Origin of the sequence: Pseudomonas jessenii, assembly GCF_002236115.1 — a bacterium.
In the GTDB taxonomy this organism is placed as follows: domain Bacteria; phylum Pseudomonadota; class Gammaproteobacteria; order Pseudomonadales; family Pseudomonadaceae; genus Aquipseudomonas; species Aquipseudomonas jessenii.
The window spans coordinates 471028-487569 of the sequence record NZ_NIWT01000004.1; the positions used below are offsets into that span (position 1 = coordinate 471028).

Below are 16542 nucleotides of genomic sequence, written 5' to 3' on the forward strand. Positions count from 1 at the left end.
CTTGCTTGTAAGAACCTGTCTGGGGCGGCACTCTCTTGTTTCTTAGCCGCCCGGATTTTTTGCTGGAGACCTGCTGATGACCGATATTGATGCACGCTTGCGCGAGGACGTTCACCTGTTGGGTGAGCTGTTGGGCAACACCATTCGTGAACAATATGGCGACGGTTTTCTCGACAAGATCGAGCAGATCCGCAAAGGCGCCAAGGCTGACCGGCGTGGCTCCATGGACGCCGAGCTCAGCGCCAGCCTCAACCAGTTGACCGAAGACGAGTTGCTGCCGGTGGCGCGGGCGTTCAATCAGTTCCTCAACCTGGCCAACATCGCCGAGCAATATCAGTTGATTCACCGTCGCGAGGAATCTCAAGAGGCGCCGTTCGAAGCCCGGGTGCTGCCGGAGTTGCTCGCGCGCCTGCGCGCCGAAGGGCATGGCGCCGACGCGCTGGCCCGGCAACTGGGTCGGCTGGAGATCGAGCTGGTACTCACGGCGCACCCTACCGAAGTCGCACGCCGCACACTGATCCAGAAGTACGACGCCATCGCCGCGCAACTGGCGGCTCAGGATCACCGTGATCTGACCAGTACCGAGCGCGAGCAGATCAAGACCACCTTGCAACGCCTGATCGCCGAAGCCTGGCACACCGAGGAGATCCGCCGCACGCGCCCGACGCCGGTGGACGAAGCCAAGTGGGGTTTCGCGGTGATCGAGCATTCGCTGTGGCAGGCCATTCCCAATTATCTGCGCAAGGCCGATCAGGCCCTGTACGCCGCCACCGGCCTGCGCCTGCCACTGGAGGCGGCACCGATTCGCTTTGCCTCGTGGATGGGCGGCGACCGCGACGGCAACCCGAACGTGACGGCGGCGGTGACCCGAGAGGTTTTACTGTTGGCGCGCTGGATGGCGGCCGATTTGTACCTGCGCGATGTCGATCGCCTGGCCGCTGAGCTGTCGATGCAGCAGGCCAGCGATGAATTGAAAGCCAGGGCGGGAGACAGCGCCGAGCCGTACCGGGCAGTGCTCAAACACCTGCGCGAACGCCTGCGGGCAACGCGTAACTGGGCACATGCCGCCTTGTCGACGTCCGCGCCGGCACCGATCGATGTGCTGCAGGACAACCGCGAACTGCTCGATCCACTGGAGCTTTGCTACCACTCCCTGCACGAGTGCGGCATGGGCGTGATCGCCGATGGGCCGTTGCTCGATTGCCTGCGTCGGGCAGTGACATTCGGTCTGTTCCTGGTTCGTCTGGATGTGCGCCAGGACTCGTCGCGGCACACCGCCGCGATGACCGAAATCACCGACTACCTCGGCCTGGGACGCTACGAGGACTGGAGCGAGGAGGAGCGCATCGCCTTCCTGATGCGCGAATTGAGCAATCGTCGGCCCTTGTTGCCGAACTACTTCAAACCTTGCGCCGACACCGCCGAGGTGCTGGCGACCTGCCGGGAAATCGCCGCTGCGCCGCCTGCATCCCTCGGTTCCTATGTGATTTCCATGGCCGGTGCGGCTTCCGATGTACTCGCCGTGCAATTGCTGCTCAAAGAGTCCGGCGTGTTGCGGCCGATGCGTGTGGTGCCGCTGTTCGAAACCCTGGCCGACCTCGACAACGCGGGGCCGGTGATCGAGAAGCTGCTGCTGTTGCCGGGCTATCGCGCGCGCCTGCAAGGGCCGCAGGAAGTGATGATCGGCTACTCCGACTCGGCCAAGGACGCCGGCACCACCGCGGCGGCCTGGGCGCAGTACCGGGCGCAAGAGCGATTGGTGGATATCTGCCGCGAGCAACAAGTCGAGCTGCTGTTGTTCCACGGTCGCGGCGGCACGGTAGGGCGTGGCGGCGGCCCGGCCCACGCGGCGATCCTGTCGCAGCCACCGGGTTCGGTGGCGGGGCGTTTCCGCACCACCGAACAGGGAGAAATGATTCGATTCAAATTCGGCCTGCCGGACATCGCCGAGCAAAACCTCAATCTGTACCTGGCCGCCGTGCTTGAGGCGACCTTGCTGCCTCCGCCGCCACCTACGCCCGAGTGGCGCCATTTGATGGACGAGTTGGCCGCAGACGGTGTCAGCGCCTACCGCGCCGTGGTGCGGGAAAACCCGCAGTTCGTGGAGTACTTCCGCCAGTCCACGCCGGAGCAGGAGCTCGGCCGTTTGCCGCTGGGCAGTCGTCCGGCCAAGCGCCGGGCCGGGGGGATCGAAAGCCTGCGGGCGATCCCATGGATTTTCGGCTGGACCCAGACGCGCCTGATGCTGCCGGCCTGGCTGGGTTGGGAAGCGGCCCTGAGCAAGGCGCTGGAGCGTGGCGAAGGCGAACTGCTGGGGCAAATGCGCGAGCAGTGGCCGTTCTTCCGCACCCGCATCGACATGCTGGAAATGGTCCTGGCCAAGGCCGATGCCGACATTGCACAGTCCTACGATGAGCGTCTGGTAGAGCCGAATCTGTTGCCATTGGGTGCGCACTTACGCGACCTATTGTCGCAGGCGTGCACCATCGTTCTTGGCCTGACCGGGCAGTCGCAGCTACTGGCACATAGCCCAGCGACCCTTGAGTTCATCCGCTTGCGCAACACCTACCTCGACCCGCTTCATCTATTGCAGGCCGAGTTGCTGGCCCGTTCAAGAGTGCAGGACGTGGCGCAGGGCAGCCCGGTAGAACAGGCCTTGCTGGTGTCTGTGGCGGGGATTGCCGCCGGTTTGCGCAACACCGGCTAAGGTCTTTGCCATGGGGTCAGGCATCCGGCAGGTGAGCCGGATGCCGCCGTTTGACGGGTGCAAAAGTGCTGCCAGGCGACAGTTAATGACGGGGTTGCGACTTGGGAAACTGTGCGCAATGGTCGCAGGAGGCAGCGGTTTCTCCGACTTTTGGCGTCTTGTGTGGGCGCAGCCTGCTGTGTATCTTGATCAGCCTTTGACCGTTTGGGCGGTCACGACCCTATTTTTGAGATTGGCCCCACGAGGCGAATCTGACGTTATCCATATAAAAAATTGAGGAGCACATCGATGCGCGTCATTCTGCTGGGAGCTCCCGGGGCCGGTAAAGGTACTCAGGCACAGTTCATCACCGAAAAATTCGGCATTCCGCAAATCTCCACCGGCGACATGTTGCGTGCAGCGGTCAAGGCCGGCACCGAGCTGGGCATCAAGGCCAAGAGCATCATGGATGCCGGTGGCCTGGTGTCCGATGACCTGATCATCGCACTGGTCAAGGACCGTATCGCCCAGTCCGACTGCGCCAACGGTTTCCTGTTCGATGGCTTCCCGCGCACCATTCCCCAGGCTGAAGCACTGGTGACTGCAGGCGTCGAGCTCGATGCCGTGGTTGAAATCGCCGTTGAAGACGAAGAAATCGTCCAGCGTATCGCCGGTCGCCGTGTTCACGAAGCCAGCGGTCGCGTGTATCACATCGTCTACAATCCGCCGAAAGTGGCTGGTATTGACGACGTCACCGGTGAAGAGCTGGTACAGCGCAAGGACGACACCGAAGAAACCGTGCGTCATCGCCTGTCGGTCTACCACTCCCAGACCAAGCCGCTGGTGGACTTCTACCAGAAGCTGTCGGCTGCCAATGGCAAGCCGAAGTACAGCCACATCGAAGGCGTCGGCTCGGTTGAAGCGATCACCGCCAAGGTGCTTGCAGCCCTGAGCTGAAAAGTCTGACCCGCTGCATCATCCACGGCCCGCTTGCGGGCCGTAGTTGTTTATACTGACGCACTTTTTTCTGATCTCTCTTGTGGATACATCGATGAGCACCTTGCTGGCCCTGGACACCGCGACTGAAGCTTGCTCCGTTGCCTTGCTGCATGACGGCAAGGTCACGAGCCATTACGAGGTGATCCCGCGCCTGCACGCGCAGAAGCTGTTGCCGATGATCAAGCAATTGCTGGCCGATGCGGGCACCACGCTGCAAGCGGTCGATGCCATTGCGTTCGGCCGTGGCCCGGGCGCCTTCACCGGTGTGCGCATCGCCATCGGCGTGGTGCAAGGCCTGGCGTTTGCCCTGGATCGCCCGGTGCTGCCGGTGTCGAACCTGGCCGTGCTGGCGCAACGTGCGCTGCGCGAACACGGCGCCACGCAGGTCGCCGCCGCCATCGATGCGCGCATGGATGAAGTGTATTGGGGTTGCTACCGCGAAACGGCCGGGGAAATGCGCCTGGTGGGGGCGGAAGCGGTACTGCCGCCGGAGTCCGCTGCATTGCCGGCCGATGCTGGCGGCGAATGGTTCGGCGCAGGCACCGGTTGGGGCTATGGCGAGCGTATCGCCGTCAGCCTGAGCGGGCAGGACGCTGGCATGTTGCCCCACGCGCAAGACTTGCTGACACTGGCGCGATTTGCCTGGGCGCGCGGCGAGGCGATCGTGTCCGATGAGGCGCAGCCGGTGTATCTGCGCGATAAAGTGGCAACGCCCAAGGCGCGGTAATCTACTGGACCGGGGTGCTCCCATCGCGAGCAAGCTCGCTCCCACAGGTTTTGTGTTGGACTCAATGTCTGGAGCACCGAAGACCCTGTGGGAGCGGGCTTGCCCGCGATGGCGATCTATCGGACGCAGCCAATCGTCATTTTCTAATCCGGCTTTTAAACCTTTTGCCTTTTATGTGTTCTAGTTATCACTCGGCGGTTTGCGAAGTGGATTTTGCGCCACTAAACTGCCATCACTGATTCCGAGTATGCACTTATGCGTATAGACGGCGTTTCCTCTCAGTCCTACCCCATCAAGCGCAAACCCCGCAAAGGCCGCGTGGTGGAAGACGACGCCATTGATATCGAAGGCGAGCTGGAATTCCCGACTGAAGAGCAACTGGCTGCCCGTGCCGCCAAAGCCTCTGCGCAAAAACTGAGCAATCTTCCCGCTCGTCAGCAAGACATGATTTACCACCGTGCCATGAGCAAAAGCGTGGCGACAGCTCTGGCCAGCTACCTGAGCACCGCCGGTTTCGTCGATTGGGAAGCGGATGTGCTGGGTCTCGACCTGTACATCTGATGTTGCTGCCGTATTACCTCGGTTGCCCATCCTGGAGCGAAAACGCCTGGCGCGACTACCTGTATCCGCCGGACGCCAAACCCGCCGATTTTCTTGATCTCTATTGCCAGGTTTTCAATGCCGTGGAAGGCAACACGACCTTCTACGCGAGCCCGGCTGCCAGCACCGTGCAGCGTTGGGCCGAAACCATGCCCGAACATTTTCGCTTCACCGCCAAGTTTCCCGGCGAGATCAGCCACGGTGGCGATCTGCGCGAGCAACTGACCGCCGCCGAAACCTTCCTGCAATTGCTCGGCCCTCTGGGTGAACGGGTGTCGCCACTTTGGTTGCAGTTGTCGAAAAGCTTCACGCCCCAACGTTTGCCTGAGCTGGCCGGGTTTATCGATGCCCTGCAGCGACCACTGGCCGTTGAAGTGCGGCATGACGAGTTTTTCGCCAAGGGTGACAGCGAACGAATGCTCAACCGGCTGCTGCTGGATCGCGGTGTCGAACGCATCTGTCTCGATCCCCGTGCGCTGTTCAGTTGCACCTCGACCGAGCCTTCGGTGCTCCACGCCCAGTCGAAGAAACCCCGTGTGCCGCCGCGACCGGCGGCATTCACGCAATTTCCGCAGGTGCGTTTTATCGGCCATCCGACGCTCGAGGCCAACGATACGTTCCTGGAACCATGGGTCGAGAAAATCACGCTATGGATCGAAGAAGGTCGTACGCCGTATATCTTCCTGCACACGGCCGACAACCTGCTGGCCGCGAAACTGGCGCAGCGTTTTCACGCCCGGCTGATGCTGCGTTTGCCTGGCTTGCCGGCGCTGCCTGAGCTATACAGAGAACCCGTCGCCGAGCAACTTGGCCTGCTCTGAGGCGGATTCTTTCCCCTCTTCAGGAGCCTGCCCAATGGATGCGCAAACCCTTCGAGCCCAGGCGTTCAAAGCCCTTCACGAACGCCCCGGGGCATTTGTGATTCCCAATCCGTGGGATGCCGGTTCGGCAAAAATGCTTGCCAGCCTCGGCTTCGAGGCGCTGGCGACTACCAGTGCCGGTTATGCCTTTTCCCAGGGGCGTGCCGATGGCGGATTGACCCTCGACGATACCTTGATGAACGTTCAGGCGATTGTCGCCGCCACCGACCTGCCGGTTGCCGTCGACCTGGAAAACGGTTTTGCCGACAACCCGGCTGATTGCGCCAAAAGTATCTTGCGCGCGGCAGAGGTCGGAGCGGTCGGCGGTTCGATCGAAGATGCCACCGGCCGCGAAGAAGGTCCGATCTACTGTTTCGAACATGCCGTGGCGCGCATCGAAGCCGCTGTGGCTGCCGCTCGCAGTCTGCCGTTCGACTTTACATTGACTGCCCGGGCGGAAAACTTTCTGCACGGCAATCCCGATCTGGCCGACACCATCCGCCGTTTGCAGGCATTCGCCGAGGCCGGTGCCGATGTGCTCTACGCACCGGGCCTGCGCAGTGCCGAGGATGTGCTGGCGGTGGTGCGCGCCGTGGCGCCAAAACCGGTGAATGTGTTGATGTCGGGCGGCTTGAAGCTGACGGTCGCGCAGTTGGGTGAAATGGGCGTCAAACGTATCAGCGTCGGTTCGGCGCTGGCCTTGGCGGCCTATGGCGAATTCTTCCGCGCCGCCGAAGAAATCCAGACCTCAGGCACGTTCGGTTTCACGTCCCGGTCGATGCCGTATCAGAAGGCAAATCAGTTTTTCAAAGGTTAAGGGAAGAGGGCGCGGCTGAGGATCAGGCGGCGATGCGCAGGTTCTGCAGGATGATCGGGCGCGCCCAGCCATTGTCGAAATCGAGTTGTTTCTGCTGCTCCACCCGTTCTTCTGGCGAGAACGGCGGGAACAGCTTGTCGAGCAGCTCGAGTTCGAACTCGGCGATGGGCAGGTGCAGCGGACGCGGTTGCGGGGCAGGGCCAGCTTCTGGCAGCGGTTGACCGGCGTTCAATACGATCGGGCGAACCCAGCCGCTTTCGAAGTCCTGCTGTTTTTGCTGGGCGACGATTTCGTCTGCCGGGAACGGTGGGAACGGCTTGTCGGCCAGGTCCATTTCGAATTCGGCAATCGGCAGGAACAGCGGCTCGGGCGGGCGGATTACGTTGTCCTTCACGTCGCATTCACGCTGGGACACGATGTGGGCCAGCAGGTCGCTGCCGACCGTGGGTTCAACAGGACTTTCGAGATCGACCGGTGGAAAATTCAGAGACTCAGGTAGCACTTCACCCGGCTGTTCGGCCAGCGCTCGGGCAAAGAAATCCTGCCAGATGTGGCTGACGCCGCTCAGTGCCTGGGTGTTTCGCAGGTTGTAGTCGCCGTAGGGCGAGATAAAACCTGTGATTGTGGGTTGAATGTCTGACATTTCTCTCGGTAGACGCTCAGCTCTGGCAAAATGCTCGATAGTTTTGTTATCGGCAGTTTTTGCCGATCATTAATTTTTTGAGCGTGTTTTCCGATGATTGATCAACCTGCGGCCTGCCGCATCCATGTCCAGGCCCTCGACGCGGCTTTCGAGCCACAAGCCGAGCAATGGGCCGAGCGCCTGGGCCTGCCAATGCAAGTAGCGGACGGCGAATTTGCCTTGCAGGTGGGTGACATGGGCTTGCAGCTGCAACAGCTGGGGCCGGATGCGCCGGGGCCGGTGCGGGTGGACTTCGTCGAGGGTGGTGCGGCCCATCGCCGACTGTACGGCGGCGGCAGCGGGCAGATGATCGCCAAGGCTGTTGGCGTCGCCCAAGGCGTGCGCCCGCGGGTGCTGGATGCCACGGCGGGGCTGGGCAAGGATGCGTTCGTGCTGGCCAGCCTCGGTTGCGAGATGAGCCTGATCGAGCGTCAGCCGCTGATCGGTGCCTTGCTGGAAGACGGCCTGGCCCGTGGCGCGGAAGATTTCGACGTGGCGCCGATCGTGGCGCGCATGCGCTTGCTCAAGGGCAATTCGATCGAGGTCATGCGCAACTGGGAGGGCGAACCGCCCCAGGTGATCTACCTCGACCCGATGTTCCCGCACCGCGAGAAAACCGCGCTGGTGAAGAAGGAAATGCGCCTGTTCCGGCCGCTGGTGGGCGATGATCCGGATGCGCCGGCATTGCTCGAGGCCGCGTTGGCCCTGGCCAGCCACAGGGTGGTGGTCAAGCGCCCGCGCAAGGCGCCTTGCATTGAAGGGCCGAAGCCGAGTCATGCGCTGGATGGCAAATCCAGTCGGTATGACATTTATCCGAAGAAGGCGCTCAAGCCGTAGGACCGAGTCGCCCCAATCGCGAGCAAGCTCGCTCCCACAGGTACGGTGAAAACCTTGTGGGAGCGAGCTTGCTCGCGATGGCGTCAGTCCAGACACGAACAATCCATCAGGCTCACTCAGGCCGATAAGCCCGCATAAACAACCCCACCACCTCCCGCACATGGCTCTCCGCCTCTTCGCCAACCGGCGGCTCGCCGCAGCCATACAGCAAACGGAAATTTCCGGCGCCCTTGAGCAGGCAGAAGAAGTGCTCGGCCGCGTTGTGCGGCTTGTCGATACGCAGCACGCCACTTTCGTCGATCTTGCTCAGCAGGCGCTCCATGCCATGCAGCATGCGCTGCGGCCCGGCCTCGAAGAAGATTTGCGCGAGTTTCGGATCCTGGCTGCCCAGGGTCATCATCAAGCGGTGCAGGTTCACTGATTCATCACTGTTGATCAGTTGATGAAAACCGCGCGCGATGTTCAGCAGCACGGTTTCCACGGCCACGCCTTCCGGCAGTTCGAAGAACAGCGGTGGCAACTGTTCCTCGCACTTGGCCATCACGGCGGAGGAGAACAGCGTCTCCTTGTCGTTGAAGTGGCTATAGACCGTCAGCTTCGACACACCGGCCTCGGCCGCGACGGCATCCATGCTGGTATTGGCATAACCCTTACTCAGAAACAGCACTTTCGCTGCATCGAGAATTGCCTGGCGCTTGACCAGGTCCTTGGGTCTGCCTGGGCCATTGGGTGCTGAAAGATTGTTTGGCATATTCGTTTTTATTACTGGACTGGTGAGTTTGCTATTAATAACATACTGCTCAGTATAATTATTCAAAGCACCATTAGCGAAAGGTCCTTCACCATGTTCCGCTATGCCTTGTCCCTCGCGTTGCCAGTCACCCTGGCTTTTTTATTGTCTGCGTGTGGTCATGAAGAGGCGCCGCAAGTCAGCGTGCGCCCGGCCATGGTGGTCCAGCCAGAGCCTTCGGCACAGGCCATGGAAAGCTATCCCGGTGAAGTTCGCGCGCGGTATGAGCCGGATCTGGCGTTCCGCATCGGCGGCAAAGTCAGCCGACGACTGGTCGAGGAGGGGCAGCGGGTCAAGGCCGATCAACCCTTGGCGGAGCTCGATCCCCAGGACGTGCGCCTGCAACTGGAGGCCACTCGCGCCCAGGTCGCAGCCGCCGAAGCCAATCTGAACCTGGTGCGATCCGAGCGTGATCGCTACAAGACCCTGATGGAGCGCCAACTGGTCAGTCGTTCGCAATACGACAACGCCGAAAACCTCTACCGTTCCGGTGAAGCGCGCCTCAAGCAAATCAAAGCCGAATTCAACGTTTCCAATAACCAGGCCAGCTACGCCGTGTTGCGTGCGCCGCAGGACGGCGTCGTGGCCAAGCGCCTGGTGGAAGTCGGGCAAGTCGTGGCAGCCGGGCAAACGGTGTTCACACTGGCCACCGATGGCGAGCGTGAAGTCTTGATCAGCCTGCCGGAGCAGAACTTCGGCCGTTTCAAGGTCGGTGAGCCGGTGTCAGTGGAACTCTGGACCCAGCCCGACCAGCGTCTCGCCGGGCGCATCCGTGAATTGTCGCCCTCAGCCGACCCCAAGTCGCGTACCTTCGCGGCGCGTATCGCCTTCAAGACCGGCACTGTGCCTGTCGAACTGGGCCAGAGCGCCCGAGTGTTCGTGCAGGCCGCCGACGTGGTTCCACTGTCCGTTCCGCTGTCTGCGCTGACGGCGGAAAACGGCGTGACTTATATCTGGGTCGTCCGCGCCAACAACACCTTGCAAAGGACCCCGGTGCGGGTCGGTGCCTTCGGCGAGAAAACCGTACCGGTGCTTGAAGGGCTCAACGCCAGCGACTGGGTGGTGGCCGCCGGTGTTCATGTGCTTCTCGAAGGGCAGCAGGTGCGCCCGGTGGATCGCTCCAATCGCGTGGTCAATCTGGCGGACAAGGAGTAAGCCCCGATGCGCTTCAACGTTTCCGAATGGGCGCTGCGTAATCGCCAGATCGTCCTGTTCATGATGCTGTTGCTGGCCATCGTCGGCGCACTTTCCTACACCAAACTCGGCCAGAGTGAGGACCCGCCGTTCACCTTCAAGGCCATGGTGATTCGCACCAACTGGCCGGGGGCGACCGCCGAGGAAGTCTCGCGCCAGGTCACCGAACGCATCGAAAAGAAACTGATGGAAACCGGCGAATACGAACGCATCGTGTCGTTCTCCCGCCCCGGCGAATCCCAGGTGACCTTCATTGCGCGCGACTCCATGCACTCAGTGGAGATCCCGGAGCTCTGGTATCAGGTGCGCAAGAAGATCAACGACATCCGTTACACCCTGCCGCCGGGGATTCAGGGACCGTTTTTCAACGATGAATTCGGCACCACTTTCGGCAATATTTACGCCCTGAGCGGCGAGGGCTTCGACTACGCCGTGCTCAAGGATTACGCCGACCGCATCCAGATCCAGCTGCAACGGGTCAAGGATGTGGGCAAGGTCGAGCTGCTGGGGTTGCAGGACGAGAAAATCTGGATCGAACTCTCCAACGTCAAGCTCGCCACCCTCGGCTTGCCGCTGGCGGTCGTCCAGCAAGCCCTTGAAGAACAGAACGCGGTGTCGACGGCAGGTTTCTTCGAAACCAGCAGCGAGCGCTTGCAGCTACGGGTGACGGGGAATTTTCAAACGGTCGACGAGATCAAGAACTTCCCGATCCGGGTCGGTGATCGCACCTTCCGCATCTCCGACGTGGCTGACGTGCGCCGTGGTTTCAACGATCCACCGGCGCCGCGCATGCGCTTCATGGCGCAAGACGCCATCGGCCTGGCGGTGGCAATGAAGAACGGCGGTGACATCCTGGTACTGGGCAAGGCGCTGGAAATCGAGTTCGCCCGCATACAGAAAAACCTCCCGGCCGGCATGGAGTTGCGCAAAGTCTCCGACCAACCGGCGGCGGTGAAAACCGGTGTTGGTGAGTTCGTGCAAGTGTTGGTCGAGGCGCTGGCCATTGTGTTGCTGGTGAGCTTCTTCTCCCTTGGCGTGCGCACCGGCATGGTGGTGGCGTTGGCGATTCCGCTGGTGCTGGCGATGACGTTCGCGTGCATGTATTACCTGGGCATCGGCCTGCACAAGATCTCCCTCGGCGCGCTGGTACTGGCCCTGGGTTTGCTGGTGGACGACGCGATCATCGCCGTGGAAATGATGGCGATCAAAATGGAGCAGGGCTTCGACCGGGTCAAAGCGGCGAGTTATGCCTGGACCAGTACCGCGTTCCCGATGCTCACCGGTACGCTGATCACCGCGGCCGGCTTCCTGCCGATTGCCACGGCGCAATCGGGCACTGGCGAATACACCCGCTCGATCTTCGAGGTGGTCACCATCGCGCTGTTGGCGTCGTGGGTGGCCGCGGTGGTCTTCGTGCCGTACCTCGGGGAAAAACTCCTGCCGGACCTGGCGAAAATTCATGCCGCCAAACATGGTGCCGGCCAGCCCGATCCCTATGCCACGCCGTTTTATCAGCGCGTCCGGCGTCTGGTGGAGTGGTGCGTACGCTGGCGCAAAACGGTGATCCTGGCGACCGTGCTGTTGTTCATCGCTTCCATCGTGCTGTTCAAGTTTGTGCCGCAGCAGTTCTTCCCGGCATCGGGTCGCCTGGAGTTGATGGTCGATCTGAAACTGGCCGAAGGCGCTTCGCTGAGTAACACCGCCGACGAGGTCAAACGCCTCGAAGCACTGCTCAAGGATAAGGCCGGGATCGACAATTACGTGGCCTATGTCGGTACCGGTTCGCCACGATTCTACCTGCCGCTGGATCAGCAACTGCCGGCTGCGAGCTTCGCCCAGTTTGTCGTCCTGGCAAAAACCATTGAAGAACGGGAAGCCCTGCGCACCTGGTTGATTTCAACCCTTAACGAGCAATTTCCCGCTCTGCGTTCGCGGGTCACGCGCCTGGAAAACGGTCCGCCGGTTGGCTATCCGGTGCAGTTCCGCGTGACCGGGGAGCACATCGAGGAGGTGCGGGCGCTGGCGCGCAAGGTCGCGGCCAAGGTTCGCGAGAACCCGCATGTGGTCAATGTCCACCTGGATTGGGAAGAGCCGAGCAAGGTGGTGTACCTGAACATCGATCAGGACCGTGCGCGGGCGCTGGGCGTGAGCACGGCCAACCTGTCGAGGTTCCTGCAAAGCTCCCTGACCGGTTCCAGTGTCAGCCAGTACCGTGAAGACAACGAGTTGATCGAGATCCTGTTGCGCGGCACCGTGCATGAGCGCACCGAGTTGTCATTGTTGCCGAGCCTGGCGGTACCGACCGATAACGGTCGCAGTGTCGCGCTGTCGCAGATCGCGACCCTGGAGTACGGCTTCGAGGAGGGCATCATCTGGCACCGCAACCGCCTGCCCAACGTGACGGTTCGCGCTGACATCTATGGCAAGGAGCAACCGGCGACGCTGGTGCAGCAGATCATGCCGACCCTCGATCCGATTCGCGCCGAACTGCCGGATGGCTACTTGCTGGATGTCGGCGGCACGGTGGAAGACTCGGCGCGCGGACAGAACTCGGTGAAGGCCGGCGTGCCGTTGTTCATCGTGGTGGTGTTGACCTTGCTGATGCTGCAGCTGCGAAGTTTTTCGCGCACGGCGATGGTGTTCCTGACGGCGCCGCTGGGGTTGATCGGGGTGACGCTGTTTCTGTTGGTGTTCCGCCAGCCCTTTGGTTTCGTGGCCATGTTGGGGACTATCGCCTTGTCCGGGATGATCATGCGTAACTCGGTGATTCTGGTGGATCAGATCGAGCAGGATATTGCGGCGGGGCTCAAGCCTTGGCAGGCGATCATCGAGGCGACGGTGCGGCGGTTCCGACCGATTGTGCTGACGGCGCTGGCGGCGGTGTTGGCGATGATTCCTCTGTCGCGCAGTGTGTTCTTTGGGCCGATGGCGGTGGCGATCATGGGGGGGTTGATTGTTGCTACGGCGTTGACGCTTTTGTTTTTGCCTGCCCTTTATGCGGCCTGGTTTCGGGTTCGCAAAGAGTCGGTTTGATGGTTTGACCGTGGCGGCCTTCGGGCCGACCAGACTTTTGCGGGTGAATGCGATCCCCTGTGGGAGCGAGCTTGCTCGCGATGGCGGCCTGACAGTCGACCTGTATTTTGTTGACTGTGTACATATCCGTTGTTGCGGTAACGGCGGCTGGCGGTTTCGCCCTTACGGCGAGTCACTTTTAACAAGCGCCTTAAAAGTAACCAAAAGCGCTCGCCCCGAACGTCCGGCCCCTCGCCAAGGCTCGGGGTTCCTTCGCTGCGGTATTCATCCGGGGGCATTGCCCTCCGGTCGGCTTCGCTTCGACCTACATGCAATGAGTTCGACTGCGTCGAACGGCGCTGCGCGCCCATCCCCGGATGAGCACCTCCACTCAGTCTGCCGAGGGGGCGGGTGGATCAAGATCAAAAGCTGCAGGCGAGCTAACGCTCGACCTGATGAGTGGTGAAAATCCGTGGGTGTACGCCGACCCATTGTGGGAGCGAGCCTGCTCGCGAAGGCGGCCTGACAGCCGACCTGTTTCTACCGAATGTACTCGGTCAAATTGTGGGAGCGGGCTTGCCCGCGAAGACGGCCTGCCAGCCGACCAATTCCTCACAGATGTACCCGATTCAATTGTAGGAGCGAGCCTGCTCGCGATGACGGACTTACAGTCGACAATGTTTATCGCCAAAGCCAACCATTCAGACCATTCCCACAAGACTTTCAGCTTGCCCGTCAGAAGCACGATCTCTAGCCTTTGCCTGTCGCTGCCAATTCAGTGATCGGGACTGCAAGCCCGCCAAAATGTTAGGCGCCTACTTTGGGAGCTTCGCAATGATCAAAGACAGTCCAGATCCCTCTGCCTCTGAATCCGAAAAACTAGTGTCACACCGCCCCTGCCCAATTTTCACCATCCGTCCAGACGTCGATTCCGAAACCCTGCTGGTCCATGCCTATGAAACTCTCGCCTCTGCGAATGTAATGGCAACCGAACTGTCGTCCTTCCTGAGCGGCCCCACCTGCAATCTGGCACTCGGCATTCAGCAGATGATCGTCCTGGCGCAGCTATCAGTGAACCGGGTCCTCGATCAGCTGGATCCGCAGCAATAGCCAAAGGAAGAAGCCCGCTGAACCTATACCAACCAACCAGCGGGCCTTCATTGTTCCTACATCTATCTCGGACCCGTCTGATATTGAGGCTGAAAAACTCAGGTGTTGTACTCAGAGCCCGTTTTACGCATGTTTGAGACAGCGCCATGAAAAATCCACCCACATTGAGGGGCCGAACCGATCCGGTGTTTGATCGGCTGTTGCGATCGCCCCACAAGGAACGCCTTTCGGAGTACCTCGCCTTGCTCAAACCCCTGGACGATCAGGGGCGTTACCTGCCGTTCGATTCATTGCGCTACCGCTGGGCGCCCGGGTTGGATTCGAACCTGTGCTGGGCCTTGGTCAAGAAAGCGCGGACTGCACAGTATTCGAGCCTTTTGCCATTGGGTGAACCGGTGTGCTGGCTGAAGTTCATGCTGACGCCTCAGGCGCAAAAAGCCATTTCCGTAGTGGATCGTCAGGCGACAACCGCAGTGCTGGAATACATGACCGGCCAGATTGGCGAGCGCGCTCATTTCAGCTATTTGCTCAATGATCTGATCGAAGACGAGGCCATCAGCAGCAGCCAGCTCGAAGGTGCGGCCACCACGACGCGGGTGGCCAAGGACATGCTCAAGCGCCATCGTTCGCCGCGCACACCGGATGAACGAATGGTCATCGGTAACTTCAAGATGATGAACTTCGCCTGGGAGCAGCGTTACGAGCCACTGAGCGTTGAGCTGATTGCGGCCATGCATCGAGTTGGCGTCGAGGGTATCGACGATTCGCAGTACTCGCCTGGAGCATTCAGGACCAACGATGACGTCGTAGTCCAGGATGGCGAGGGCAACACCGTGCATTCGCCACCACCTGCAACAGGGCTCGTGTCACGTTTGCAGGGGCTGGCGAAGTGGATCAATCAACCCCACAACAACCCTCATCAAGCGGACTACCTTCATCCATTGATCAAAGCCATCGCGCTGCATTTTGTCTTGGGTTACGAGCATCCTTTTCGCGACGGCAACGGTCGGGTAGCGCGTGCGTTGTTTTACTGGTTCATGTTCAAAAATGACTTCTCGGCGTTTCGCTACATCGCCATCAGTGTTTTGTTGCGCAATGCGCCGTTGAAGTACGGGCGATCGTATTTGAATACCGAGGCGGATGAGCAGGATCTGACGTACTTCATCGATTTCCAGTGTTCGGTGGTGTTGCGGGCTGTGGGCAGTTTTACCGGGACGTATCGGAAAAGTCTGGACGATGCTGAGCAATTTGATTGCTGGTTGCGTGAAAGTGGTTTTCTCGACCAGCTCACCGAGAAACAGCGGGCGTTGTTTCAAGTGGCCAGAAGCGGAATGGCCAAGGAGTTCACGGCGGTCAATGTGAAGGAGAATCTGGGTTGCTCTTACAACACGGCATCAGCCACGCTAAATGGGCTGGTCGCGTTGAAGTTGTTCGAGAAACGCAAGATGGGGCGCGAGTGGGTGTTCTTTCTAAGACCCGTATCAGCGGCCTGAACCTTTGTGGGAGCAAGCCTGCTCCCACAGGTTTTGTGTCGCGGCTCAGAGCGTACCAAACACCTTCTTCGCCAAACTGGTCGCCGCAGCCGCCGGGTTCTGGCGGATGGTTTCTTCCTGTTTGCCGATCATCTCGAACAAGCCATTCAACGCTTGCTCGGTGACGTAGTTTTCGACGTTGGCGTTTTTCGCATCCACTACGCCCATGGTCGCCGCTTGCCCGGCGAACGAGTTGTACTGCTGGGCCAGGCCAACCTTGTCGGTGGCTTGCTTGACGATGGGCAGGAATTTGGCGCGGATCTGTTCGCGGCTGGTCTTGTTCAGGTATTGGGTGGCCGAGTCGTTGCCGCCGCTGAGGATGCCCTTGGCATCTTCCACGGTCATTTTCTTCACGGCATCGACGAGGATTGGCTGGGCCTGGGTCACGGCGGTTTCCGCCGCTTTGTTCATGCTGGCTTCCAGCTCATCGACCTGGTCACCCATGCCGAACTGTTTCATCTTGCTCGCGACTTTGCCCAGCTTGCCCGGCAGTTCGATTTTCACATCGGGGTTGTTGCTGAAACCACCCGGGGTGCCGAGTTGTTTGACGGCCAGTTGCGCGCCTTGGGTCAGTGCGTCCTTGAGGCCGCCGGTGGCGTCTTTCTGCGACAGGTCGGTGAGGGATAGCGCCAGGGCGTTGGCACAGATCATCAAGCCTGCGCACAGGCCGGCAAAGCGGAGGGTAGGGCGGAACAT

14 protein-coding genes are annotated in these 16542 nt (G+C 60.7%); 11 read left to right on the forward strand and 3 right to left on the reverse strand.

Annotation, left to right across the window (positions count from 1 at the left end; genetic code table 11):
* Positions 1 to 76 precede the first annotated feature (76 nt).
* From ppc to PSJE_RS15240, 6 genes are all read left to right on the forward strand, one after another.
* Positions 77 to 2707 (forward strand): phosphoenolpyruvate carboxylase, encoded by a 2631-nt coding sequence (gene ppc / locus PSJE_RS15215; protein WP_090453346.1) that lies wholly within the window; start codon positions 77 to 79, stop codon positions 2705 to 2707.
* Positions 2708 to 2995: 288 nt separating this feature from the next.
* Positions 2996 to 3643: an adenylate kinase gene (adk, locus tag PSJE_RS15220; protein ID WP_057716198.1), complete on the forward strand. Its 648-nt coding sequence runs from the start codon at positions 2996 to 2998 to the stop codon at positions 3641 to 3643.
* 94 nt (positions 3644 to 3737) lie between these two features.
* Positions 3738 to 4412 (forward strand): tRNA (adenosine(37)-N6)-threonylcarbamoyltransferase complex dimerization subunit type 1 TsaB, encoded by a 675-nt coding sequence (gene tsaB / locus PSJE_RS15225; protein WP_090453348.1) that lies wholly within the window; start codon positions 3738 to 3740, stop codon positions 4410 to 4412.
* Positions 4413 to 4667: 255 nt separating this feature from the next.
* Positions 4668 to 4973 carry a hypothetical protein gene (locus tag PSJE_RS15230; RefSeq protein WP_057716196.1) on the forward strand — a complete coding sequence of 102 codons (306 nt, stop codon included), beginning with the start codon at positions 4668 to 4670 and terminating at the stop codon, positions 4971 to 4973.
* Positions 4973 to 5833, forward strand: a complete 861-nt coding sequence (locus PSJE_RS15235) for a DUF72 domain-containing protein (protein WP_090453350.1) — start codon at positions 4973 to 4975, stop codon at positions 5831 to 5833. Before PSJE_RS15230 ends, PSJE_RS15235 begins: the two co-directional genes overlap by 1 nt.
* Positions 5834 to 5867: 34 nt before the next feature.
* On the forward strand, positions 5868 to 6689 hold the full coding sequence (locus PSJE_RS15240) for an isocitrate lyase/PEP mutase family protein (RefSeq protein WP_090453352.1): 822 nt from the start codon (positions 5868 to 5870) through the stop codon (positions 6687 to 6689).
* Positions 6690 to 6711: 22 nt separating this feature from the next.
* Here the strand turns inward: PSJE_RS15240 and PSJE_RS15245 are convergent, their stop codons facing one another.
* On the reverse strand, positions 6712 to 7332 hold the full coding sequence (locus tag PSJE_RS15245; protein ID WP_090453354.1) for an energy transducer TonB: 621 nt from the start codon (positions 7330 to 7332) through the stop codon (positions 6712 to 6714).
* A 93-nt stretch (positions 7333 to 7425) separates the two neighbouring features.
* Here PSJE_RS15245 and PSJE_RS15250 point away from each other — a divergent pair, with 93 nt between their 5' ends.
* Positions 7426 to 8208, forward strand: coding sequence for a class I SAM-dependent methyltransferase (locus PSJE_RS15250; protein ID WP_057716192.1), 783 nt, complete (start codon positions 7426 to 7428; stop codon positions 8206 to 8208).
* 112 nt (positions 8209 to 8320) lie between these two features.
* On the opposite strand, the gene PSJE_RS15255 is transcribed toward PSJE_RS15250, so the two are convergent.
* Positions 8321 to 8959, reverse strand: a complete 639-nt coding sequence (locus PSJE_RS15255) for a TetR/AcrR family transcriptional regulator (protein ID WP_057716191.1) — start codon at positions 8957 to 8959, stop codon at positions 8321 to 8323.
* A 93-nt stretch (positions 8960 to 9052) separates the two neighbouring features.
* On the opposite strand from PSJE_RS15255, the gene PSJE_RS15260 reads away from it, so the two are divergent.
* The 4 genes from PSJE_RS15260 (at position 9053) to PSJE_RS15275 (ending at position 15807) form a co-directional block, all read left to right on the forward strand.
* Positions 9053 to 10153, forward strand: coding sequence for an efflux RND transporter periplasmic adaptor subunit (locus PSJE_RS15260; protein WP_090453356.1), 1101 nt, complete (start codon positions 9053 to 9055; stop codon positions 10151 to 10153).
* Positions 10154 to 10159: 6 nt separating this feature from the next.
* Entirely contained in the window at positions 10160 to 13225 is a 3066-nt protein-coding gene (locus PSJE_RS15265; RefSeq protein WP_090453358.1) for an efflux RND transporter permease subunit, read from the forward strand.
* Positions 13226 to 14038: 813 nt separating this feature from the next.
* Positions 14039 to 14314, forward strand: a complete 276-nt coding sequence (locus PSJE_RS15270) for a DUF6124 family protein (RefSeq protein ID WP_090453360.1) — start codon at positions 14039 to 14041, stop codon at positions 14312 to 14314.
* Between the two features lie 146 nt (positions 14315 to 14460).
* The gene (locus PSJE_RS15275; protein ID WP_090453362.1) at positions 14461 to 15807 is read left to right on the forward strand and encodes a Fic family protein; all 1347 of its coding nucleotides are present in this window, start codon (positions 14461 to 14463) and stop codon (positions 15805 to 15807) included.
* A gap of 45 nt (positions 15808 to 15852) precedes the next feature.
* Here PSJE_RS15275 and PSJE_RS15280 read toward each other — a convergent pair whose 3' ends face one another.
* A complete protein-coding gene (locus PSJE_RS15280) occupies positions 15853 to 16542 on the reverse strand; it encodes a DUF4197 domain-containing protein (protein WP_057716186.1) in 690 nt (229 codons plus the stop codon).